This window comes from Streptomyces pallidus (ex Mingjun et al. 2026) (assembly GCF_051550185.1).
Lineage (GTDB): Bacteria > Actinomycetota > Actinomycetes > Streptomycetales > Streptomycetaceae > Streptomyces.
In genome coordinates, this window is record NZ_CP196181.1 from 1,482,735 (window position 1) to 1,504,347 (window position 21,613).

Below are 21,613 nucleotides of genomic sequence, written 5' to 3' on the forward strand. Positions count from 1 at the left end.
GTGCCGGTGGTGTTGGTGATCGTCATGCCGCCTCCTGCAAGGGATGGGCCCGGTGGCGGCCGAGTGCGGCGAGCGCGGCGTGCGCCGCGCTCAGGCCGCTCCGGACGGCACTCTCCATGGTCGCGGGCCAGCCGGTGGCGGTCCACGCACCGGCGAGATAGAGACCCGGCGTGTCGGTGCACGCCCCGGGGCGCAGCCGGCCGACGCCGGGGGTGGGGGCGAACGTGGCGGTGCGCTCCCGGGTGACGAAGAAGTCGCGTACCTTGGCGCCGCGCGCGGCGGGCAGCAGCCGTTCCAGCTCGGGCAGGTACGTGCGGCGCAGGACGGTCACCGGTTCGTCGATGTCGTTCTGGGCGACGGACTGGGACAGGGCCAGGTACTGGCCGCCGTCGGACAGGCCGGAGGACCCGGTGCGGTCGAAGACCCACTGGACGGGGGTGCCGAGCGCGGCGAAGAAGGGCCGGCGCAGCACCTTGCGGTCGTAGACGACGTGGACGTTGAGGATGGGCGCGGTGCCGATGTCCAGGAGCCGGTCGGGGTCGGCGAGCGCGCCGGCCGGGAGCAGACCGTGGGCCTCGCGCTGCGGGACGGCGAGGACGACGGTGTCGGCGTCGAGGGTCTCGGCCTCGGTGGCGACGCGCCAGTTGCCGTCCGGCGTGCGGGAGACGGAGGTGACCCGGGTGCGCAGTTCGGTCCGTACGCCCGCGGCGTCGAGCGCGGTGCGGGCGAGGGTGTCGTGGAGGTCGCCGAGGGGGACCCGGGCCCAGCCGATGTCGGCGGCGCCGTTCTCGGAGAGCAGGCCGGTCTTGAAGACCATGGCGGCCAGGGCGAGCGAGGAGTGCTCGGCGGTGGCGTTGAGGGTGGCGATGCCGATGAGGTTCCACAGGGCCTCGACGGTGCGGGGGCTCTGGCCGTGGCGGCCGAGCCAGGTCGCGAAGTCCAGTCCGTCGAGGGCCGGGTCGGCGGGGTCCAGGCCGCGCAGGGCGAGGGCGGCGCGCCCGACGGCGGCCCGTTCGGCGAGCGAGAGGTGCGGGTAGCGGGCCAGCGATCCGGCCAGGTGCAGCGGGACGGGCAGGGCGCTGCGGCGCAGCCGGCCCAGGCGCGGCCCGCGCGGGTGGCCGACGTCGAGGACGGGTACGTCGAGCCGGTCCTGCAGCGGGGCGAGGGCGGCGCCGTCGATGCGGTCGAGGAACCACCGGTAGGCGGTGCAGCAGCGCAGGTAGACGTGCTGGCCGTTGTCGACGGTGAGGTCGCCGCGCTTGAAGGAGAAGGCGAGCCCGCCGAGCCGGGGGCGGCCCTCCAGGAGGGTGACGCGCACGCCGGCGTCGGCGAGTTCCAGGGCGGTGGTGACGCCGGCGAGGCCGCCGCCGACGACCACGGCGTGGTGCGCGGTCGCGGTCACGCGGTCCTCCTGGTGCGCTGGCGCGAGACGGTCCGGGCGTCGAGGCCGGACAGGCCGCGCACGGCGACGTACGCCTTCTCGTGCGGGGGCAGGGAGACCCGGCCGCGGAGCACCGCCTCGGGTTCGCGTTCGATCCGGTCGAGGAGGCGGCGGTAGATGCCGGCCATGGCCGCGACGCAGGCGCCGCTGCGCCGGTCGAGCATCGGCAGCAGCCGGTAGCCCTCGGCGAACAGGGCCCGGGCGCGCCGGACTTCGTGGTGGACGAGGCCGGCGAAGTCGGCTCCGGCGGGGAGCTGGCCGTCGGCGAAGCCCCTGTCGCAGCCGAACTTGGCGAGGTCCTCGGCGGGCAGGTAGGTGCGCCCGTTGCCGGCGTCCTCGCGGACGTCGCGCAGGATGTTGGTGAGCTGCAGGGCGAGGCCGAGGGTGTCGGCGTACTCGCTCGCGCGCTCGGCGCCGGCCGCGCCGGCGGCGGTGCCGAACACGCCGAGGGAGAGCCGTCCGATGGCCCCGGCGACGCAGCGGCAGTAGAGCTCCAGGTCCTCCCAGGTCGCGTACGTTTCGCCGCGGACGTCCATCAGTACGCCGTCGATGAGCTCGTCGAGGCCGCCGAGCGGGATGGGGAAGCGGCGCGCGGCGTGGGTGAGGGCGACGGCGACGGGGTCGGTGTCGTCCTCGTCGACCTCGCCGTCGCGGATCCGGCCGAGCAGGGCCCGGGTCTCCTCCAGGCGGGTCAGCTTGGCCCCGGCGGGGAGCGTGCCGTCGCCGATGTCGTCGACGCGCCGGGAGAAGGCGTACAAAGCGGACATGGCCTGGCGCTTGTCGGTGGGCAGCAGCCGGATGCCGTACGCGAAGTTGCGCGCCTGCGCCCCGGTGACGGCCTCGCAGTAGCTGTAGGCCGCCAGGACCGGCGCGGACGGCGCGGTGGTGTGTGCGGAACCCTCCACGGTCGGGCTCACCCCTTTCTCGGCGCGGTGCGCAGGACGGCGGCCACCTCGCGGAGCAGGCCGCTCCGGGTGGGCCGCGGAGGGCCGGGGAGTACGTCGAAGCCGGCGCCGGCGACGGCGCGCAGGGCGGCGCGGCCGCCGCCGACGAACCCGGCGAGCAGCAGCCGGAGCCGGCCGTGGACGCTGCCCACGAGCGGGGTGCCCTCGTCCAGCAGGTCCCGGGCGCGGGCGGCCTCGTAGGCGACGAGGGAGCGGACGGAGGCGCCGGCGGTGGGGGCCTTGAGGTCGGTTTCGGCCACGTGGAAGCGGCGCAGGTCCTCGGCGGGGAGGTAGATCCGGTTCCGGTCGAGGTCCTCGGCGACGTCCTGGACGTGTTCGACGATCTGCAGGGCGGTGCAGACCGCGTCGGAGCGGCGGATCCGTTCGGGCGTGGCGGTGCCGGTGAGGGCGAGGACGAGGCGGCCCACGGGGTTGGCGGAGAGCTCGCAGTAGGCGAGCAGGTCGCCGTACGTCTCGTAGCGGGTGACCTGCTGGTCCTGGCGGTTGGCGGCGATCAGCCCGAGGAACGGCTCGGGGGTGAGGCCGTGGGCGCGGACCACGGGCTGCAGGGCCTGGAGGAGGGGGTGGCGCGGGGCGCCGCCACCGGATCCGAAGACCCGCCCCAGGTCGGCCTCGAAGGCGTCGAGCATCGCGAGCCGGTCGTCGGCGTCGGCGGCGTCGAGGCCGAGGAGGACGGCGTCGCGGCCGCCGGGGGCGAGGTCGCCGTCGCCGATGTCGTCGACGAGGCGGGCGTAGCCGTACACGGCCATCAGCCCGTCGCGCCAGGCGCGGGGCAGGAAGGCGGGGGCGACGGGGAAGTTCTCCGTCCGGGCCTTGCCGAGGGTGGCGTTCGCGTGGGCGTCGGGGGCCGGGGTCTGCCGGGGACGGATGCCGTGCGCCGGGGTCACCGCCCGCCGCCCGCGGCGCGGACGGCCGTGAAGCCTGGGGGCCGGAGAATTCCCGTAGCCATTGCCGTCACATCTCCCGTTCTACACTGCCGACGCAATACATCCTATTTCGGACACGCCGCCGGACTTTCCCCGGGCTGTCCCAGGCCGTTCACCTGCGGGGAATCGTCCCCTCTTGCCGCGGTTCAGGGCCGCTCCAGCTTACGCTGTACAACGCCGCGGAACCTTCCGGGGTATTCGCAGCGCTACCGAATGTCGGCCCGAATTGCCCCGGACGCGCCTTGGGGGACACGCCGGCGACACACCCGGCCCGCGCCCGGGACGCGCCGAGGCCCCCGACCGCTCGGGGCGGCGGGGGCCTGCGGCGGCGGCGGTCAGTGCCCGGTGGCCTTCTCGTAGGCCGAGACGACCTCCTCGGTGGGCCCGTCCATCAGCAGCTCGCCCTTCTCCAGCCACAGGACGCGGCTGCAGGTGTCGCGGATGGACTTGTTGTTGTGGCTCACCAGGAAGACGGTGCCGGCCTGCTTGCGCAGCTCGCGGATGCGGTCCTCGGAGCGCACCTGGAACTTGCGGTCACCGGTGGCCAGCGCCTCGTCGATCATGAGCACGTCGTGGTCCTTGGCCGCGGCGATGGAGAAGCGCAGGCGCGCGGCCATGCCGGAGGAGTACGTGCGCATCGGAAGGGAGATGAAGTCGCCCTTCTCGTTGATCCCGGAGAAGTCGACGATGTCCTGGTAGCGCTCGCGGATCTGCTCGCGGCTCATGCCCATGGCCAGCCCGCCGAGGACCACGTTGCGCTCGCCCGTGAGGTCGTTCATCAGTGCCGCGTTGACACCCAGCAGCGAGGGCTGGCCGTCGGTGTACACCTTGCCGGACTCGCAGGGCAGCAGGCCCGCGATGGCGCGCAGCAGGGTGGACTTGCCGGAGCCGTTGGAGCCGATCAGGCCGATGGCCTCGCCGCGGTAGGCGGTGAAGGAGACGCCGCGCACGGCGTGGACACGGCGGACGCCCGGAGCGTCGCCCTTGCCCCTGCGCATTATCTTGCTCAGCGCCGCGGTGGCGCTGCCCTTGCCGGAGCTGCCGGTGTTGACGCGGTAGACGATGTGGACGTCGTCGGCGATGACGGTGGGGACGCGGCCCCCGTTGTTCTCAGCCACGGCCGTAACGCTCCTCAGCCTTCCAGAAGTACACGAATCCGCCGACGCCGATCACGACGGCCCAGCCCAGGGCGAAGGCCCAGACGTGCGGCGGCAGGTTCTCCCGGCCGTAGTCGTCGATCAGGGCGAAGCGGATCAGGTCCATGTAGATCGCCGCCGGGTTCCACTGGAGCACGTCCGCGATCCACGCGGACCTCTCCTTGAGCATGTCGTTGATTGAGAACATGACCCCGGAGGCGTACATCCAGGTGCGCGTCAGGAACGGCATCAGCTGCGCGAGGTCCGGGGTCTTGGCACCCATGCGCGCGAAGACCAGCGCGAGACCGGTGTTGAAGACGAACTGCAGCACCAGCACCGGCACCACGAGCAGCCAGGACAGCCGCGGCATGTTGCCGAACGCCACCACGGTGACGAACACCACGATCATCGAGTACAGCAGTTGCTGGAGCTGCTGCATCGAGAAGGAGATCGGCAGGGAGGCCCGCGGGAAGTGCAGGGCGCGGACCAGTCCGAGGTTGGACGGGATCGCGCGCACGCCGGCCATCACCGAGCTCTGGGTGAAGGTGAAGACGAAGATGCCGATCACCAGGAAGGGGATGTAGACGTTCTTCCCCATCCCGCGGCCCGCGTCCATGATCAGGCCGAAGATCAGGTAGTAGACCAGCGCGTTGAGCAGCGGAGTCGCCACCTGCCAGATCTGGCCGAGCTTGGCCTGGCTGTACTGAGCGACCAGCTTGGCCCGGGAGAACGCCAGGATGAAGTGCCGCCGGTCCCACAGCTGCCGCACGTACCCGGCGAGGCCGGGCCGGGCGCCGCTGACGGACAGGCCGTACTTCCGGGCGAGCTCGGCGGGGGACAGCCCCGCGTCTTCGGACGGCGGCTTGCTCGTGGCGAGGGCGCCGTCCTGGGTTGTGTCACTCACAAGTTGAAACTTTCCGTCTTCAAGATGCGGCAGTAGGTGGCATCGGACCTGGGCGTACGGACCGTGACCGCGCCATGTTCTCAGACGCCGGAGCGTCAGATGACAGGCGGTCGCCCCAGCCGGGTCAGCCGCCAGACCGTGCGCCACCTCATGGGGCGCCGGGGACCGCAGGGGGTGGTCCAGCCCTCCTTGAAACCGCCGAACCAGGCCTTGAGGGCCGGGACCGAGGGCCTGCGCAGGAGCGTCAGCAGGAGCCAGACGCCCACGTAGACCGGTACCAGCGGGGCGGGCAGGTTGCGGCGGGCGAGCCACACGCGGTTACGGGCCACCATACGGTGGTAGACCGCGTGCCGGGAGGGGGCGGTTTTCGGGTGCAGCAGCACCATGTCCGCCCGGTAGTCGATCGACCACCCTGCGTCAAGGGCCCGCCAGGCCAGGTCGGTCTCCTCGTGCGCGTAGAAGAACTCCGCGGGCAGGCCCCCGACCTGCGCGAACACCGAGGTGCGCACGGCGTTGGCGCCGCCCAGGAAGGTCGTCACGCGGGAGGAGCGCATCGGGTCGGCGGCGCGCAGCCGGGGCACGTGCCGGCGCTGGGTCTCACCCGACTCCGGGTCGGCGATCCGGAAGCTGATGATCCCGAGCCCGGGGTCCTCGGTGAAGGCCTGCCGGCACAGCTCGGCGGTGTCGGTGCGCTCCAGCAGCCCGTCGTCGTCGAGGAAGAGCAACACGTCGACGTCATAGCCGTCGCCGCCGCCGGAGCCGAAGGCCTCGATGCCGACGTTGCGGCCGCCGGGGATACCCAGGTTGTCCGGCAGGGTGACGGTGCGCACGTCGTCGGGGAGCCCCGTGACCTCGACGCCCTGGCCCACGACGACGACCTCGACGGGGTCGCCCTCCTGGCGGGCCACGGAGTCGATCAGCGCCTTCAGCTCGTCGGGGCGGTTGCCCATCGTGATGATCACCGCGCCGACGCGCAGCGGGGCGGTCACCGCAGCCTGCTGGAGACGAGGACGGAGACCAGGTGCAGCACCGTCTGCAGCAGCGCGATGCCGGCGAGGACGGCGACCCCGAGCCGGGTGTAGAACAGGTCACCGCGCATCTGGTCGACGACGGCCAGCACCAGCACCAGCAGGGAGGCCTCGATGCCGAGGATCAGCCGGTGGAACTTGAGCGCGGACGCCGCCCGCCGGGCGAGCGCCATGCCGGAGGAGCGCGGCTCGGCCGCGGCCTCCTTGACCGGGGCCATGCCGGCCTGGTGACGGGCGACCCCGACCAGGTCGGTCTCGGCCTTGATCAGGATCGCGCCGAGCGCCGCGAGGGTGCCCAGGAAGGCCCACAGCCAGTCGGTCCGGCCGCCGCCCCACAGGTCCGCGGCGCGCAGGCCGAGGCCGACGAGCACGGCCGCGTCGCACAGGTAGGCGCCGACGCGGTCCAGGTACACCCCGGAGAGCGAGTACTGCTTCTTCCAGCGGGCGACCTCGCCGTCCACGCAGTCGAGCAGCAGGTACAGCTGGACCATGACCACGCCGAGGACGGCGCCCCAGACGCCCGGCACCAGCAGGGCCGGGGCGGCGAGCACGCCGCACAGCGTCATCAGGTAGGTCAGCTGGTTGGGCGTGACCTTGGTGCCCACCAGGACGCGGGTGATGCGCAGCGAGACCTCGCGCATGTAGAGGCGGCCGCCCCAGTGCTCGCCGCTGCGCCGGTCCTTGACGCCCGCCGGGTGCACGACGGGCCGGAGTTCAGCTACGGATGGTCTTGGCATAGTCGGCGTACGCGTCCCTGATATCGGCTTCGGACAGGTTGAGGTGCTCCAGCACGGTGAAGCGTCCCGGGCGGGTCTGCGGGGCGTATGCGACGGCCGCGACGAACTCGTCCACGCTGAACCCGATCTCCTCGGGCAGCACGGGCAGCCCGTGGCGGCGCAGCACCTCGACGAACAGCCCGGACTGCTGGGCCGCCCCCCGCAGGTGCATCGCGAAGGCCGCGCCGAGGCCCACCTGCTCGCCGTGGAGCGCGGAGCGCCCCGGGTAGAGCAGGTCGAAGGCGTGACTGATCTCGTGGCAGGCGCCGGACGAGGGCCGGGTGTCCCCGCTGATCGACATGGCGATGCCGGAGAGGACCAGGGCCTCGGAGAGCACCGTGAGGAACTCGTCGTCCCCGCAGCCGCCGGGGTGGCGCAGCACCGACTCGCCGGCACTGCGCGCCATGGCGGCGGCGAGGCCGTCGACGGCCTCACCGGTGATCTTGTGCGAGAGCTCCCAGTCGGCGATCGCCGAGATGTTGGAGATGGCGTCCCCGATGCCCGCGCGGATGAACCGGGAGGGGGCCTCCCGGATCACGTCGAGGTCGATCACCATGGCGATCGGCGTGGGGACGCCGTAGGAGCCGCGCCCGTTGTCGTTGTCCAGGATGGACACCGGGGAGCAGATCCCGTCGTGCGAGAGGTTGGTGGCGATCGCCACCATCGGCAGCCCGACCCGCGCCGCGGCGTACTTCGCCACGTCGATGATCTTGCCGCCGCCCAACCCCACCACGGCGTCGTAGCGGCGGCCCTTTATGTCGTCGGCGAGCTTGACCGCCGAGTCGATGGTGCCGTCCGCGACCGGGAACCAGTCGGCGTACGGCAGGACCGGCGCCAGCCGGGCGCGCAGCGCCCGGCCGGAGCCACCGCTGATCGCGATCGCCAGCTTGCCGGACGAGGAGATCCGCTGGTCGGCGAGGATGCCGTCCAGCTTGTCCATCGCCCCGTTGCTGATGTCGACGACGACCGGGGAGGGAATGAGCCTCGTCAGTACTGGCATGCGATCGTCCGGCCCTTGGCGAGGTCGTCGTGGTTGTCGATCTCGACCCACCTGACGTCGCCGATGGGGGCCACGTCGACGGTGAAGCCGCGGTTGACCAGCTCCTGGTAGCCGTCCTCGTAGTAGAGGTCGGGGTCGCGCTCGAAGGTCGCCTTGAGGGCGTCGGCCAGCTCCTCGGCCGCCTCGGGCTCGATGAGGGTGACGCCGATGTACTCGCCGGTCGCGGTGGCCGGGTCCATCAGCTTGGTGATCTTCCGGACGCCCTGGCCGTCGGCCGTGATGACCTTCATCTCCTCGTCGGCCAGCTGCTTGACCGTGTCGAGGGCGAGGATGATCTTCTGGCCGTTGCCGCGGGCGGCGAGCAGGGTCTGCTCGACGGAGACCGGGTGGACGGTGTCGCCGTTGGCGAGGATCACGCCCTGCTTCAGGACCTCACGGGCGCACCACAGGGAGTAGGCGTTGTTCCACTCCTCGGCCTTGTCGTTGTCGATCAGCGTGATCTTCAGCCCGTACTTGGCCTCCAGCGCGGCCTGGCGCGCGTAGACGGCCTCCTTGCGGTAGCCGACGACGACGGCGACCTCGGTCAGGCCGACCGCGGCGAAGTTGCCGAGGGTCAGGTCGAGGACCGTCAGGCTCTCCTCGTCGCCTTCGGGGCCGACCGGCACGAGGGCCTTGGGCAGGGTGTCGGTGTAGGGACGCAGGCGGCGTCCGGCACCGGCAGCGAGGACAAGGCCGATCATGCTGGTTCTCCTTCGTCATGTACGGCGGGTGCCCCGGAGGAGACCCAGAAGCGGATGCTCTCCACGAGCACCACGAGTGCCACGAGCACGGCGAGGACCGTGAGCGCGACGGGGAACGCGTCCCGGGCGAGGACCGCGGCCAGGACCACGGTCAGCAGGACCCGGCCGTCATGGCCGCCGATGGTCCACACCAGCCACCGCGGGGGCGCGCCGGAGCCTCCGCGGATGCGGTAGACCGTGTCGTAGTGATGGTAGGCGACCGCCGCGACCAGTCCGAATGCAGCCGGAAGGGCTCCGGGGACGTCCGCCTTGGCGGCGAGCACCAGGACGGTGGTGTATTCGGCGAACCGGAACAGCGGCGGGACCAGCCAGTCCAGGGGGCCCTTGAGCCGGCGGGAGACGGCCGCCCCGGAGAAGATCACGTACGCGGCGGCGGCGCCGATCAGCCACGGATCGCCGAAGGCCTGCCTCGCCGCTCCCCCGACGATCAGCACGGAGCCGACGACGGCCAGCCCCACCGAGGCACTGGCGGCCAGGGCCCTGTCGGGCGGCGACGCCAGGACGGAGGCGAGCGGCCCGCTGTCGGCGAGGTCGGCCAGCGCCTGCGCGGCCCGGTCGGTCCGCTTCGCCTTGCGGGTCAGCGAGCGCAGCACCCGGCCGGCGGTGGTGTAGAGGGCGCCGAAGGCGCAGCCGACGAGCAGGGCGTAGAACACGATCCGCGGGGTGGTGAACGCGGTCAGCACCGCGATCATCGCCCAGCGCTCGCCGATCGGCAGGATGATCATGCGCCGGACCCAGACCGTCCAGCCGACGCTGTCGAGCCGGTCGGAGAGGGCGGCGGTGGGGCTCGTGTTGGCCGTGGCGTCGTGGTTGGCCTCGTTGAAGGAGAAGTCCACCACGTGCCGGCAGGTCATGAGGATCATCGCGCCGAGGGCGAGGCCCCAGACGTCGTCCCCGGTGCGGGCGGCGCCGAGGGCGAGGCCCGCGTAGAAGGAGTACTCCTTCGCCCGGTCGAAGGTCGCGTCGAGCCAGGCGCCCATCGTCGAGTACTGCAGGGAGTAGCGGGCGAGCTGCCCGTCGGTGCAGTCCAGGACGAAGGAGACCAGCAGCAGCACGCCCGCGGTGACGTAGCCCCAGCGCTCGCCGGTGGCGGCGCAGCCGGCCGCTATCAGCGCGGTGACGAGCGAGGCGGTGGTGACCTGGTTCGGGGTCAGGCCGCGGCGCGCGCACCAGCGGGCGATGTAGCGCGAGTACGGGCTGATGAAGAAGGTGGTGAAGAACCCGTCGCGGGACTTCACTGCGGAGCGCAGCCGGACGGCCTCCTCGTCCACGGCGGCGACCGCGGCGGTGGCCGCCTCGCGCTCGGCCCCGTCGGCGGGGACGGCGGCGACGAGGCTGCCGAGCTCGGGCCGCTGGACGGCGGTCCCGCCGGCCTCGACGGCGGCGGCGAGCCGGTCGGCGTACGGGCCGCTGCCGTCCGCCGGGACCGCGACGGCCTCGTCGAGGGCCGCGCGGGCGGCGGGCTGGACGGTGAAGGCGCCGGTCACGGCGCAGGCGTCGAAGCGGGGGTCGGTCAGCGCGAGCCGCAGTGCGTGGACGTGCCCGACGAAGCCGCTGTCCACCACGGCCACCCGCTGCCCGGCGGGTACGCCCGCCAGCACCGTGGCGGCCTCATCGGGCCCGGTGGCGGGGCGGACGTCGAAGCCGAGGGAGCGCAGATCGTCGTTAAGCGGTGATCCGGGGACCGGTAGGCCGGTGAGGATGACGGTCGACAGACGAACTCACTCCTTGCAGCGAACACGGCAGCGGGCGCCGCACGGGGGCGGCGGCACGTCGGCAGAGGCTATCGGATGAACGGAAGCCGGGGTTCACCACCCGTTTGCCGCCCGACAAGCCGAAGATTCCGGGCCTCGGAGGCCCGGTGGGATCATCATCGGTGATCGCGTCGAGGTCCGACAAACCCTCCGGGTGTTAAAGTGGGCCGGCTCACGCGAAATGCGTGTGATATGAGCGGCACGAGTGATCTGAGTGACAGGAGGTGGGTTGATGACCGTCGCAGCGGTCGCTGCCGAGCGCAGCGCACTCCGGTTCGTCCCCATCTCCTTCCGGGCCGCCGACCGGGCCTGATCACCGCGATCCGGTCCGTCGGCCGGTGCCCCCTCACCAAGGGTTCACAGTGACCGACCACTCCGGTTCCACCGCAGCTTCCACCTCCGGTTCCGCTTCCCCCGCCGACCTCTCCGCCGCGTTCTTCGCCCTGCACCGCGGCCTGCCCCGGCAGGCGCCGGGCTCCGACGCGACCACCCGGCACCTGCTCTCCCTGTGCGGGCCGCTGCCCGAGCGGCCGCGCGCCCTCGACCTCGGCTGCGGCCCCGGCCGCAGCGCCCTGCTGCTCGCCGCCGAGGCCGGTGCGCACGGCGCCGAGGTGACCGCCGTCGACCTGCACGAGGACTTCCTCGACGAGCTGCGGGCCGCGGCCGCCGACCGCGGGCTCGACGGCCGCGTCCACCCCGTCCACGCCGACATGGGCGCGCTCCCCCATCCCGAGGGGTCCTTCGACCTCGTCTGGGCGGAGGGTTCCGCCTACGTCCTCGGCTTCGACACCGCGCTGGCCCGGTGGAAGCACCTGATCGCGCCGGGGGGCACCCTCGTGCTCACCGAGTGCGAGTGGACGGTGGACGAGCCGTCCGCCGACGCCCGCGCCTTCTGGGCCCCGCACGGCGGCCTGCGCTCCACCGCCCGCAACATCGCCGCCGCCCAGGCGGCCGGCTACCGGGTGCTGGGCGTCCACCGCCTGCCCGACTCCGACTGGGCCGCGTACTACGGCCCGCTCGCGGCCCGGGCCGACGAGGTCGGGGCCGGCGCCGGGTCCGACCCGGATCCGGCGACGGCCGCCGCGCTGGCCGGCGCCCGGGAGGAGATCGCCGTACGGGCCCGGCACGGCCACGAGTACGGGTACACGGGCTACGTGCTGCGCCCGGTGACCGCCGGAGACGGCGGCGCCTGGCCGGCCCGGCCGGAGACGGCCGCCGACCGGGCCGCGGTACGGGCCGTCAACCTCGCGGCCTTCGACACGCCCCTCGAAGCGGACCTGGTGGACGCCCTGCGCGCCGACCCCGCCTGGGTGCCGGGACTGTCGTACGTGGCCGAGGGCCCCGACGGCTCGATCGCGGCGCACGCCCTGCTGACCCGCTGCGAGGTCGACGGCGTGCCGGCGCTCGCGCTCGCTCCGGTGGCCGCCGACCCGGCGGTCCAGCGCTCGGGCGCGGGCAGCTCCGTCGTCCGGGCGCTGCTGGCGGCCGCGAAGGAGCGGGGCGCGGCGCTCGTCCTCGTCCTCGGGCACCCCGACTACTATCCGCGGTTCGGCTTCGTGCCGGCCTCCCGGTTCGGGATCCGGGCGCCCTTCGAGGTCCCGGACGAGGCACTGATGGCACTGGTGCTCGACGATTCCGTTTCCGTTCCGCGGGGAACGATCACGTATCCGGCCCCCTTCGGGGTCTGATCCGCAGGTGGTCCGCGTGCGCCCCGCACGCGGACCACCACCGCCCGGCGCTTATCACGCGTCGGGGGGCAGACATGCGCGGATCGCCGAAGTGGGGACAAGACTCCCTTGTACGGCAGACTGAGGGCCAGAGTCCGAAGCGAAGGATGGGTATGCCGACCACACCAGCCACCGCCGCGAGCAGCGCACCCCACGGCACCGGCACTCAAGAACCGATCATGCTCGAACTGGTCGACGAGTCCGGCAACACCATCGGCACGGCGGAGAAGCTCTCCGCCCACCAGGCGCCCGGTCTGCTGCACCGGGCCTTCTCCGTGTTCCTCTTCGACGCGCAGGGCCGGCTGCTGCTCCAGCAGCGGGCCCTCGGGAAGTACCACTCCCCCGGCGTCTGGTCGAACACGTGCTGCGGCCACCCGTACCCCGGGGAGTCGCCGTTCGCGGCGGCGGCCCGGCGGACGCACGAGGAGCTGGGCCTGTCGCCCTCGCTGCTCGCGGAGGCGGGGACGGTGCGCTACAACCACCCGGACCCCGCGTCGGGCCTGGTGGAGCAGGAGTTCAACCACCTGTTCGTGGGACTTGCGCAGGCCGCGGTGCGACCGGATCCGCAGGAGGTGGCCGACACCGCCTTCGTCACGGCCGAGGAGCTGGCCAAGCGGCACGCGGACGTGCCGTTCTCGGCCTGGTTCATGACCGTGCTGGACGCGGCCCGGCCCGCGATCCGCGAGCTGACGGGCGACGCTGCGGGCTGGTAGACCGCACGCCCGCCGGTACGTCGGCCGTCCGGTACGCCGGTCAGCGCGCCGGGTGCGGGAAGCCCCGGTCGGGGCCGGCGGCCGGGGCGGTGATCGGCAGGGCCGCCCAGATGACCTTGCCGCCGGTCGAGGTGTGCTCGACGTCGCAGACCCCGCCGGCCTCCCGGGTGGTCTCGCGCACCAGGAGCAGGCCCCGGCCACCGGTCTGGCCGAAATCCGCCTCCAGCGCCTTGGGCCGGTACGGGTGGTTGTCCTCGACGGCCACCCGCACCCAGGCGCGGCCGATCGCGACCTCGACCGCGACCTCCGGCGAGAGCAGGGCCGCGTGCCGGACCGAGTTCGTCACCAGCTCGGAGACGATCAGCAGCAGCGTGTACACCAGGTCCCGGTCGGCGGGCACGCCCTGGCGGGCCAGCAGGTCGCGGACGGCCCGCCGGGCCTGCGGAACGGATTCTTCAACAGCGGGGACGGTGAACCGCCACACACCTTCGTACGCACGTGGGCCGGCCGGGGGCTCCGGCTCACCCACCTCGGCCGGCGGGACACTCCCGCTGAGATCCATCTTCCGGCCCCGTCCTTCGCGCTCGATCGTCTCCACGCGTCCAGGGTGGGGACCCGGCTGGTCCGGACCGGACCGCTGACAACAAGTCAGCGCTTATCGGACACCTTTTGACCGCGAACGTATCCCGACGTCATCCGTTCGACCGTTCCTGCCCTTTCGGGGGACGCATTCCGGCCGCACCGGCCGTCCCGCCCGCGGGACCCCCGGCCCCGGACTCCCCGTCTTCCCTGACCACGCCCAGGATGCGGCGGCCGCCCAGACCCAGCGCCAGCAGGCTCAGCCCGTCGAACAACAGGGCGACGGAAAAGAAGGTTCCGATCACGTAGAGGCTGTTGCCGGGCCAGTCCGCCAGGACCAGCAGACCCAGCAGGATCCCGAAGGCGCCCTGCACGAGCATCAGCCCGAACTGCGTACCGCGCACCACCAGCGCCCCGACCAGCCGGAACACCCCGGCGGTGAGGAACAGCAGCGCGGCGAACATGGTCAGCGCCTCGGCGCTCGCCTCGGGACGGCGCAGGACCACGAAGCCGGCGGCGATGTTGATCGCGGCGACGATGACCGCGAGCCAGAAGGAGTTGCTCCTGCGGGACTGGACGGCGTGGAGCAGCCCCACCGCCCCGCCGACCAGCAGCAGCCAACCGAACAGGAACATCGAGGTGAGGGCCGCCACGTTGGCGTACACGAGGCCCAGCAGGCCGGCCAGCACCAGGACCACCCCGAGCACGGCGAGCCAGCCGAACCGGCGGCCCAGCCGCCGGGCGGCCTCGGGCCCGGCGCGCTCGGCTCGGCCCAGGTCTGCTCGGTCCCGGTCTGCTCGGTCCCGGCCTCGGTCTGCCCGGTCTGCGCCCATGGGGGTCGCACCTTTCCGCAGCCCCCCGTACGGACTCCCTTGATCATAGGATCGGCGGCCCGGGATAGCATCCGGCGCATGGACGCAGCCCAGGAAGCAGCCCAGGGGACCGCCGAGGAAGCAGCCCTGCTGCACACCGTCGCCGACGGGGTCGCCACGGTCGTGATCTCGCACCCCGCCAAGCGCAACGCCATGACCGCCGCGATGTGGCGGGCGCTGCCCGGGCTGCTGGCGGGCCTCGCCGACGACCCCGCCGTGCGGGTGCTCGTCCTGACCGGGGCCGGGCCGACCTTCTGCGCCGGCGCCGACATCTCCTCCCTCACCGGCGACGACGACCCGCAGACGCTGTCCGTCGCCGCCGAGGAGGCCCTGGCCGCCTTCCCCAAGCCGACGCTCGCCGCGATCCGCGGGTTCTGCGTCGGCGGGGGCAGCCAGCTCGCCGCCGCCTGCGACCTGCGCTTCGCGGAGGAGGGGGCCTCGTTCGGGGTGACCCCGGCGCGGCTGGGCCTCGTCTACCCGTCCTCCTCCACCCGGCGGCTCGCCGGACTGGTCGGGCCGGCCACCGCCAAGTACCTGCTCTACTCCGCCGAACTGATCGACGCCGGGCACGCCCTGCGCGCGGGACTCGTCGACGAGCTGCTGCCCGCCGGCCGGCTCGACGCACGGACCGCGGAGTTCGCCCGCATCCTGACGGGCCGGTCCGCGCTGACGCAGGCCGCGGCCAAGGAGTTCGTCGACGGGCGCACGGACCGGGACGGGTACTGGGCCCGGCAGCAGCAGGACAGCGGCGACCCCGCGGAGGGCGTCGCCGCGTTCCTGGAGCGCCGTACGCCGAAGTTCAGCTGGCCCGCGTGAGCGGGTTGGACGCGCGCAGCCGGGCGACCAGCTCGGCCGGGGCCTTGTCCGGGGAACCGGCGTCGTACGGCGGCTGCGGATCGTACTCGATCATCAGCTGAACGGTCCGGGCGAACTCGTCGCCCGCGATCCGGCCGAGCAGGGTCAGCCCCATGTCGATGCCGGAGGACACCCCGGCCGCGGTGACGTACTTGCCGTCGAAGACCACGCGCTCGCCGGTGGGCTCGGCGCCGAAGGCGGGCAGCCGGTCGAGGTAGAGCCAGTGGCAGGCCGAGCGGCGGCCGTCGAGCAGGCCGGCCGCCGCGAGGACGAGCGAGCCGGAACAGACGGAGGTGGTCCAGGCGGTGGTCGCGTCGACCGCGCGGAGCCAGTCGAGGACCGCGGGGTTGTCCATCTCGGTCTCCGGGTGGGGGCCGCCGGGGACGACGACGATGTCGGGGCGGGTCACCTCGTCGAGGCCCTTCTCGGCGACGAGGGAGAGGCGGCCGCTGTCGCAGCGCACGGGGCCGGGGCGCTCCGCGACGAACACGGTTTCGGAGTGAGGGAGTTGGACGAGGGTCTCGTAGGGGCCGATGGCGTCGAGGGCGGTGAAGCCGGGGTAGAGCAGGACGGCTGTCTGCATGTCTTCTCCTGTGGGGTTTCGGGGTCGGTGGATGGTGGGGCGGGTCGGTGGGTGGGCGGGTGCCGCGGGTGCGGGTTGCTTGTGGTTGGGCGCGCAGTTCCCGGCGCCCGGGGGGTGCCGGCGTCGTCGGGTGGGGGTCGGCCGTGGTGGGGCGCGCAGTTCCCCGCGCCCCGGCAGGTGCCCCGGGCTGGGGGGAGTGCGCGGGTTCCTGCGCTGCAGGTCAGGGGTGGGCGAAGCGGCGGCGGTATTCGGCCGGGGGTTGGCCGAGGGTTCTGACGAAGGCGCGGCGGAGGGCCTCCGGGGTGCCGTAGCCGCAGGCCCGGGCGATCTGGGCGACGCCCTCGCCGCTGTCCTCCAGCAGCCGGCGGGCGTGCTCGACGCGGACCCGCTCCACGTACCGCCCCGGCGTCACCCCGGTCTCCGCGTGGAAGGCCCGGGCGAAGTGCCGGGGTGAGAGCCGGGCCCGCTCCGCCAGCGCCGGCACGCTCAGGTCCGCGGCCGGGTGCTCGGTGATCCAGTGCTGGACCTCGCGCAGCGGCTCCCGGCGGGCCGACTGGGCCGCGAGCTGGGCGCTGAACTGTGCCTGGTTGCCGGGCCGGCGCAGGAAGACCACCAGGTGCCGGGCGATCTGCGCGGCGATGTCCCGGCCGTGGTCCTCCTCCACTAGGGCCAGCGCCAGGTCGATCCCGGCCGTGACGCCCGCCGAGGTGGCGACCCGCCCGTCGCGGACGTAGATCGGGTCCGGTTCGACCGCCACCCGCGGGTAGTCCCGGGCCATCTGCTCGCACACGGACCAGTGCGTGGTGGCGCGCCTGCCGTCCAGCAGCCCGGCCTCCGCGAGCAGCAGCCCGCCCGTGCACACGGACACCAGTCGCTGCGCTCCACCCCCGTGGGACCGCAGCCAGTCGGTGAGCCGGGCGTCGAAGTCACCGGAGTAGCGGCCGCCGGGCACCAGCAGCGTGGTGCCGGGGCCCGGCCGCTCGTGCTCCAGACCGCCGTCCGGCACCAGCGTCAGCCCGCTGCTGGTCCGCACCGGGGCTCCGCCCGGGGAGGCGGTCCGGATCCGGTAGCCGGGCTGCCCGGGGAAGCGGGCCACCCCGGCGAAGACCTCGACGGGACCGCTCACGTCCAGGCTCTGCAGTCCGTCGTAGAGAACGACGAGCACGTGGTGCGACGACATGGCCCCATGGTGTGAGACCGGCGGCGACGGCCGCAATGACGGGCATCCCACCTATCCGGCCACCCGCCCCTCCCCCACCTTCCGGCCACCCCGGCCGGACCGGCCGCCGCCTGAACGTGCCCCGGCCGGACCGGGCGCCGCCTGAACGTGCCCCGGCCGCCGGGCCGGCCGCCGGCCCGGCGCGGATAGGATCGGTGGACCATGACTGCAACCCTCGTCGCCAAGAACCTCAGCGCCGCGCACGGCGAACGCACGCTCTTCGCCGGGCTCGACCTCGTCGTCGCGCCCGGCGACGTCATCGGCCTCGTCGGTGTCAACGGCGCCGGGAAGTCGACCCTGTTGCGGCTGCTCGCCGGCCTGGACACCCCCGAGTCCGGTGAGCTGCGGCTGTCCCCGCCCACCGCCGCCGTGGGCCACCTTCCGCAGGAGCCCGAGCGCCGGCCCGGGGAGACCGTGTACGAGTTCCTGACCCGGCGCACCGGTGTCGCCGCAGCCCAGGCGGAGCTCGACGCTGCGACGCAGGGCCTGGTGGACGGGACGCCCGGCGCGGACGACGCGTACGCGGTGGCCCTGGACCGGTGGCTGAACCTCGGCGGCGCGGACCTGGACGAGCGGGCCCGGGAGACCGCGGACGAGCTCGGCCTCGCGGTGGGCCTGGACCTGCCGATGACGGCGCTGTCCGGCGGGCAGGCGGCCCGTGCGGGCCTGGCCTCGCTGCTGCTGTCCCGCTACGACGTGTTCCTGCTCGACGAGCCGACCAACGACCTCGACCTGGAGGGCCTGGAGCGGCTGGAGCGGTTCGTCACGGGGCTGCGCGCCGGCACGGTCGTCATCAGCCACGACCGCGAGTTCCTGACCCGGACCGTCACCAAGGTCCTGGAGCTCGACCTGGCCCAGCAGCAGATCAACCTCTACGGCGGCGGCTACGACGCCTACCTGGAGGAGCGGGCCCTGGCCCGCACGCACGCCCGCGAGGAGTACGAGGAGTACGCCGACAAGCGGGCCGCGCTGGAGGGCCGGGCGCTGATGCAGCGCAACTGGATGGACAAGGGCGTCCGCAACGCCCGCCGCAAGTCCTCGGACAACGACAAGATCAGCCGGAAGATGCGCAGCGAGGCGAGCGAAAAGCAGGCTGCCAAGGCCCGCCAGACGCAGCGCGCCATCGAGCGGCTGGAGGTGGTCGAGGAGCCCCGCAAGGAGTGGGAGCTGCGCATGGAGATCGCGGCGGCCCCGCGCTCCGGGTCGGTGGTGGCGACCCTGCGCGAGGCGGCCGTGCAGCGCGGGGACTTCTCCTTCGGCCCGGCCAGCCTCCAGCTCGACTGGGCGGACCGGGTGGCGATCACCGGCGCGAACGGCGCGGGCAAGTCGACGCTGCTGGCCGTGCTGCTGGGCCGGCTGGCCCCGGACTCCGGTGCGGCCACGCTCGGTGCGGGCGTGCAGATCGGCGAGGTGGACCAGGCGCGCGGTCTGTTCCTCGGCGAGGAGTCGCTGCTGGAGGCGTTCTGCGCGGCGGTCCCGGACACCGAGCCGGCCGACGTGCGGACCCTGCTGGCGAAGTTCGGTCTGAAGGCGGCCCACGTGCTGCGGCCGGCGGCGACGCTGTCCCCCGGCGAGCGGACCCGGGCGGCCCTGGCGCTGCTCCAGGGCCGCGGGGTGAACCTGCTGGTGCTGGACGAGCCGACGAACCACCTGGACCTGCCGGCGATCGAGCAGCTGGAGTCGGCCCTGGAGGCGTACGAGGGCACGCTGCTGCTCGTGACGCACGACCGGCGGATGCTGGACGCGGTGCGCGTGACCCGCCGCCTCCAGGTCGCGGACGGCAAGGTCGTCGAGCTGTAGTACCGGCGGTCGGCCCGCGGGGGCCGCCCGTCCGCGCCCGCCGGCTACCGTCCGGCGGGAGGGCGGCGCGTGCGGGCCATCTTCCGGGCCACGAAACCGCGCGGGAGGTGCCGGGCGGCCAGCGCGTAGACCCGGTAGCGGCGGCCGGTGACGCTGACCGGCCGGCGCAGGGCGAGGTCCCGCAGGGCCTTGGCCACGACGGCCTCCGGTTCCAGCCAGACCGCCTCGCGCAGGGAGCTCACGTCCATGCCGGCGCGCGCCTGGAACTCGGTGCGGGTGAACCCGGGGACCACGGCCAGCACCCGCACCCCGTACGGCTCCATGTCGACCCGCAGGGACTCGCTGAACGCGGTCAGCCAGGCCTTGGCGGCCCCGTACGTGCCGGTCGGCAGCAGTCCGGCCACCGAGGACACGTTCAGCACGGCCCCGCGGCGGCGCTCCCGGAGCCCGGGCAGCACGGCGTGGGTGAGCCGCAGCGGGACCTTCACCAGCAGGTCGAGCATGCGCTCCTCGTCCTCGACGGGGCTGTACGGGAAGGGGGCGGCCAGCCCGAAGCCGGCGTTGTTGACGAGGACGTCGACGGGCCGGGCGGGGTCGGCGAGGCGCTCGGCGACGGCCGCGCAGCCGACGTCGTCCAGCAGGTCGGCGGGCAGCACCTCGCAGGTGGTGCCGAAGTCGCGGCGCAGTTCGCGGGCGACGGCGTGCAGGCGGTCCGCGTCGCGGGCGACGAGGACGAGCCCGCAGCCCTTGGCGGCGAAGCCGCGGGCGAAGGCGGCACCCAGGCCGGCACTGGCCCCGGTGATCAGTACGGTGGTCAAGACGGCGTCACTTCCCTGCGGTCGCACGGGTGGTTCAGGGGGCGAAGTCGGCGGTGGCGGGCGAGCCGTAGGCCTGGGCCACGTCGACGAGGAAGCGGGCCTCGTCCTCCAGGCCGGCCTCGCTCCCGGCGGAGTTCTGCATGACGGCCGGGAGCACCCAGTACGCCGCCTGCCAGGGCTTGCCGGGCTGTCCGGCGAGCAGCGCCGCGCGCGCCTCCTTCAGGACGCAGGCCAGCGCGGCCGCCGTGCGCCGCGGCTCGGGGACCCCGCGGAGCGTGACGTGGCTGTGGGCGAGCTCGGGGATGCCGGGGGCGACGTACTCGCCGAGGATGAGGATCGCGTCGCGGGTCTCGATGACCTTGCGGTACACGAGCATGTTGCGCGGGACCGGCGGCCACAGCAGCTCCAGGAGCCGGCCGGTCCGGGGCTTGGTGAGCACGACGTGCGGCACGGCGTGCACCAGGTCGCGCCACAGCGGCCACAGCAGCCAGGCGGTGGCGGTGTCGGCGGCGGCGCGGCGCAGCAGGAACGCGGTCGGCACCAGGATGGCGGCGGCGCGCAGCAGTCCGTGCAGGTTCATCATCAGCGGCAGGGCGGGCATGGCCCAGGAGCTGCCGAACAGGGCCTTGAGGAGGTAGCAGAACCAGAACACGCCGGCGAGGGCGGTGCCCAGGCCGAACAGGCGCAGCCCGAGCGCCAGCGCCCGGCTCTCGGTGCGGCAGCTGTAGCGCCAGCACAGTGCGACGCAGGCGGTGTTGGCGAGCAGGTGCGCGGCGATGAGGAGCAGCCAGTACCCGAGGGAGGGCACGGGGTCGCCCTGCGGCGGGATGGTGTGCGCGCCGTGCGCGGGCGCGGCCAGGTCGAGGGCGACGAGAAGGGTCAGCCAGGCCACCGTGCCCGTCCAGGCAGCTCGTTGCAGGGTGCGTCCGCGGGTGGCGGACGCCACGAAGTAGAGGACGGCGCCCGCGGACAGCACGCCGGTGAGGTTGCGGACGAGTGCGACGCCGTGGGCGTAGCCGGGGTCGCGCATCGCGTGGGCGACGACGTCGGGGAGGTTCAGGGTCATCGCGGCGGCGGCCGTAGCGACGGCGAGCCACAGGCCGCGCTGCTGCGGGGAGCGGAGCGCGGCGGGGGCCCGCAGCAGGACCGCGGCCCACAGGCAGGCCACGCTGGGGACGGCGAGCCAGTCGCCGAGCGCGGTGAGCTCAGTGGCCACGGCGGCGCCGCTCGTATCCCATGGCGGACTCCAGCCGGGCGAGGGTGCCGCGGAGTTCGGCCGCCGGTTGCGGGCAGGGGGTGGCGGTGCGGATGCGGATCATGCTGGCGAGCATCTCCGCCTCCTGCTCCTGGCGGGTGGTGTAGTCGGCGCGGCCGAGGACGACGGGGGCCCGGCCGTCGCGTTCCTCGCCTTCCGGGGAGTGGTGGCCGAAGAGGATGTGGCCGAGCTCGTGCAGGACGATGTGCTCGCGGTGCAGCGGGGTGGTGTTCTCCTCGTAGAACACGTAGTCGACGCGGGCGGTGCCCACCCACAGGCCGCAGACGCCGGTCTGCGCGGCCTCCTTGGGGAGGGGGTGGAGGCGGATGGGGCGGCCCCGCTGCTCGGCTATCCGCCCGCACAGCCCCTCCAGGGAGAACGGGTGCGGCAGTTCCAGATGGCCGAGAATCTTCTCGCACCTTTTGCGGAGGCCGAGTTGAGAGTGCTGCATGTGATCCCTCT

21 protein-coding genes are annotated in these 21,613 nt (G+C 73.5%); 4 read left to right on the forward strand and 17 right to left on the reverse strand.

Features of this window, described 5'->3' with window-relative positions:
• Positions 1-22: 22 nt before the first annotated feature.
• The 10 genes from hpnE to ACSHWO_RS06410 all read right to left on the reverse strand — a co-directional run bounded on the left by hpnE (position 23) and on the right by ACSHWO_RS06410 (position 10,691).
• Positions 23-1,402, reverse strand: a complete 1,380-nt coding sequence (hpnE, locus tag ACSHWO_RS06365) for a hydroxysqualene dehydroxylase HpnE (RefSeq protein WP_385804836.1) — start codon at positions 1,400-1,402, stop codon at positions 23-25.
• Positions 1,399-2,358 (reverse strand): presqualene diphosphate synthase HpnD, encoded by a 960-nt coding sequence (gene hpnD / locus ACSHWO_RS06370; RefSeq protein WP_438310378.1) that lies wholly within the window; start codon positions 2,356-2,358, stop codon positions 1,399-1,401. The genes hpnE and hpnD overlap by 4 nt, the downstream gene beginning before the upstream one ends.
• The gene (gene hpnC / locus ACSHWO_RS06375; RefSeq protein ID WP_438310379.1) at positions 2,355-3,293 is read right to left on the reverse strand and encodes a squalene synthase HpnC; all 939 of its coding nucleotides are present in this window, start codon (positions 3,291-3,293) and stop codon (positions 2,355-2,357) included. The genes hpnD and hpnC overlap by 4 nt, the downstream gene beginning before the upstream one ends.
• 374 nt (positions 3,294-3,667) lie before the next feature.
• On the reverse strand, positions 3,668-4,450 hold the full coding sequence (locus ACSHWO_RS06380) for an ABC transporter ATP-binding protein (protein ID WP_438310380.1): 783 nt from the start codon (positions 4,448-4,450) through the stop codon (positions 3,668-3,670).
• Entirely contained in the window at positions 4,443-5,372 is a 930-nt protein-coding gene (locus tag ACSHWO_RS06385; protein ID WP_361092358.1) for an ABC transporter permease, read from the reverse strand. The genes ACSHWO_RS06380 and ACSHWO_RS06385 overlap by 8 nt, the downstream gene beginning before the upstream one ends.
• A 95-nt stretch (positions 5,373-5,467) precedes the next feature.
• Positions 5,468-6,322 (reverse strand): glycosyltransferase family 2 protein, encoded by an 855-nt coding sequence (locus tag ACSHWO_RS06390; protein WP_385805014.1) that lies wholly within the window; start codon positions 6,320-6,322, stop codon positions 5,468-5,470.
• A 35-nt stretch (positions 6,323-6,357) separates the two neighbouring features.
• Positions 6,358-7,137, reverse strand: a complete 780-nt coding sequence (locus tag ACSHWO_RS06395) for a CDP-alcohol phosphatidyltransferase family protein (RefSeq protein WP_361092352.1) — start codon at positions 7,135-7,137, stop codon at positions 6,358-6,360.
• The gene (locus ACSHWO_RS06400; protein WP_361092349.1) at positions 7,115-8,176 is read right to left on the reverse strand and encodes an iron-containing alcohol dehydrogenase family protein; all 1,062 of its coding nucleotides are present in this window, start codon (positions 8,174-8,176) and stop codon (positions 7,115-7,117) included. Before ACSHWO_RS06400 ends, ACSHWO_RS06395 begins: the two co-directional genes overlap by 23 nt.
• Positions 8,164-8,916: a phosphocholine cytidylyltransferase family protein gene (locus tag ACSHWO_RS06405; protein WP_361092346.1), complete on the reverse strand. Its 753-nt coding sequence runs from the start codon at positions 8,914-8,916 to the stop codon at positions 8,164-8,166. Before ACSHWO_RS06405 ends, ACSHWO_RS06400 begins: the two co-directional genes overlap by 13 nt.
• A complete protein-coding gene (locus tag ACSHWO_RS06410) occupies positions 8,913-10,691 on the reverse strand; it encodes a DUF5941 domain-containing protein (RefSeq protein WP_385805015.1) in 1,779 nt (592 codons plus the stop codon). The genes ACSHWO_RS06405 and ACSHWO_RS06410 overlap by 4 nt, the downstream gene beginning before the upstream one ends.
• A gap of 482 nt (positions 10,692-11,173) precedes the next feature.
• On the opposite strand from ACSHWO_RS06410, the gene ACSHWO_RS06415 reads away from it, so the two are divergent.
• A complete protein-coding gene (locus tag ACSHWO_RS06415; protein WP_438318956.1) occupies positions 11,174-12,418 on the forward strand; it encodes a GNAT family N-acetyltransferase in 1,245 nt (414 codons plus the stop codon).
• Between the two features lie 152 nt (positions 12,419-12,570).
• On the forward strand, positions 12,571-13,170 hold the full coding sequence (gene idi, locus ACSHWO_RS06420; protein ID WP_385804841.1) for an isopentenyl-diphosphate Delta-isomerase: 600 nt from the start codon (positions 12,571-12,573) through the stop codon (positions 13,168-13,170).
• 40 nt (positions 13,171-13,210) lie between these two features.
• Here the strand turns inward: idi and ACSHWO_RS06425 are convergent, their stop codons facing one another.
• Positions 13,211-13,732 (reverse strand): ATP-binding protein, encoded by a 522-nt coding sequence (locus ACSHWO_RS06425; RefSeq protein ID WP_385805017.1) that lies wholly within the window; start codon positions 13,730-13,732, stop codon positions 13,211-13,213.
• A 130-nt stretch (positions 13,733-13,862) separates the two neighbouring features.
• Positions 13,863-14,582, reverse strand: coding sequence for an HdeD family acid-resistance protein (locus ACSHWO_RS06430; RefSeq protein ID WP_385804842.1), 720 nt, complete (start codon positions 14,580-14,582; stop codon positions 13,863-13,865).
• 78 nt (positions 14,583-14,660) lie between these two features.
• Between ACSHWO_RS06430 and ACSHWO_RS06435 the strand changes: the two genes are divergently transcribed.
• Positions 14,661-15,437, forward strand: coding sequence for an enoyl-CoA hydratase/isomerase family protein (locus ACSHWO_RS06435; protein WP_438310382.1), 777 nt, complete (start codon positions 14,661-14,663; stop codon positions 15,435-15,437).
• Here the strand turns inward: ACSHWO_RS06435 and ACSHWO_RS06440 are convergent.
• Both ACSHWO_RS06440 and ACSHWO_RS06445 read right to left on the reverse strand, forming a co-directional pair.
• Entirely contained in the window at positions 15,421-16,059 is a 639-nt protein-coding gene (locus tag ACSHWO_RS06440) for a DJ-1/PfpI family protein (RefSeq protein WP_361092297.1), read from the reverse strand. The genes ACSHWO_RS06435 and ACSHWO_RS06440 overlap by 17 nt on opposite strands.
• 220 nt (positions 16,060-16,279) lie before the next feature.
• The gene (locus tag ACSHWO_RS06445) at positions 16,280-17,239 is read right to left on the reverse strand and encodes a GlxA family transcriptional regulator (RefSeq protein WP_361092293.1); all 960 of its coding nucleotides are present in this window, start codon (positions 17,237-17,239) and stop codon (positions 16,280-16,282) included.
• A gap of 201 nt (positions 17,240-17,440) precedes the next feature.
• Between ACSHWO_RS06445 and ACSHWO_RS06450 the strand changes: the two genes are divergently transcribed.
• Positions 17,441-19,078 (forward strand): ABC-F family ATP-binding cassette domain-containing protein, encoded by a 1,638-nt coding sequence (locus ACSHWO_RS06450; protein WP_361092290.1) that lies wholly within the window; start codon positions 17,441-17,443, stop codon positions 19,076-19,078.
• A gap of 44 nt (positions 19,079-19,122) precedes the next feature.
• On the opposite strand, the gene ACSHWO_RS06455 is transcribed toward ACSHWO_RS06450, so the two are convergent.
• From ACSHWO_RS06455 to ACSHWO_RS06465, 3 genes are read right to left on the reverse strand one after another with little or no spacing between them, the layout of a single operon-like run.
• A complete protein-coding gene (locus ACSHWO_RS06455; RefSeq protein WP_438310383.1) occupies positions 19,123-19,896 on the reverse strand; it encodes an SDR family NAD(P)-dependent oxidoreductase in 774 nt (257 codons plus the stop codon).
• Positions 19,897-19,930: 34 nt separating this feature from the next.
• A complete protein-coding gene (locus ACSHWO_RS06460; protein ID WP_438310384.1) occupies positions 19,931-21,112 on the reverse strand; it encodes an MAB_1171c family putative transporter in 1,182 nt (393 codons plus the stop codon).
• Positions 21,102-21,602: an ImmA/IrrE family metallo-endopeptidase gene (locus ACSHWO_RS06465; RefSeq protein ID WP_361092281.1), complete on the reverse strand. Its 501-nt coding sequence runs from the start codon at positions 21,600-21,602 to the stop codon at positions 21,102-21,104. Before ACSHWO_RS06465 ends, ACSHWO_RS06460 begins: the two co-directional genes overlap by 11 nt.
• Positions 21,603-21,613: the final 11 nt, after the last annotated feature.

Bases quoted from the DNA above. Each gene is read 5' to 3' on its own strand.
- ACSHWO_RS06390 (WP_385805014.1), bottom strand. From the start codon at position 6,322: ATGGGCAACCGCCCCGACGAGCTGAAGGCGCTGATCGACTCCGTGGCC.
- ACSHWO_RS06395 (WP_361092352.1), bottom strand. From the start codon at position 7,137: ATGCCAAGACCATCCGTAGCTGAACTCCGGCCCGTCGTGCACCCGGCG.
- ACSHWO_RS06400 (WP_361092349.1), bottom strand. From the start codon at position 8,176: ATGCCAGTACTGACGAGGCTCATTCCCTCCCCGGTCGTCGTCGACATC.
- ACSHWO_RS06405 (WP_361092346.1), bottom strand. From the start codon at position 8,916: ATGATCGGCCTTGTCCTCGCTGCCGGTGCCGGACGCCGCCTGCGTCCC.
- idi (WP_385804841.1), top strand. From the start codon at position 12,571: ATGCCGACCACACCAGCCACCGCCGCGAGCAGCGCACCCCACGGCACC.
- ACSHWO_RS06425 (WP_385805017.1), bottom strand. From the start codon at position 13,732: ATGGATCTCAGCGGGAGTGTCCCGCCGGCCGAGGTGGGTGAGCCGGAG.
- ACSHWO_RS06430 (WP_385804842.1), bottom strand. From the start codon at position 14,582: ATGGGCGCAGACCGGGCAGACCGAGGCCGGGACCGAGCAGACCGGGAC.
- ACSHWO_RS06435 (WP_438310382.1), top strand. From the start codon at position 14,661: ATGGACGCAGCCCAGGAAGCAGCCCAGGGGACCGCCGAGGAAGCAGCC.
- ACSHWO_RS06440 (WP_361092297.1), bottom strand. From the start codon at position 16,059: ATGCAGACAGCCGTCCTGCTCTACCCCGGCTTCACCGCCCTCGACGCC.
- ACSHWO_RS06445 (WP_361092293.1), bottom strand. From the start codon at position 17,239: ATGTCGTCGCACCACGTGCTCGTCGTTCTCTACGACGGACTGCAGAGC.
- ACSHWO_RS06450 (WP_361092290.1), top strand. From the start codon at position 17,441: ATGACTGCAACCCTCGTCGCCAAGAACCTCAGCGCCGCGCACGGCGAA.
- ACSHWO_RS06465 (WP_361092281.1), bottom strand. From the start codon at position 21,602: ATGCAGCACTCTCAACTCGGCCTCCGCAAAAGGTGCGAGAAGATTCTC.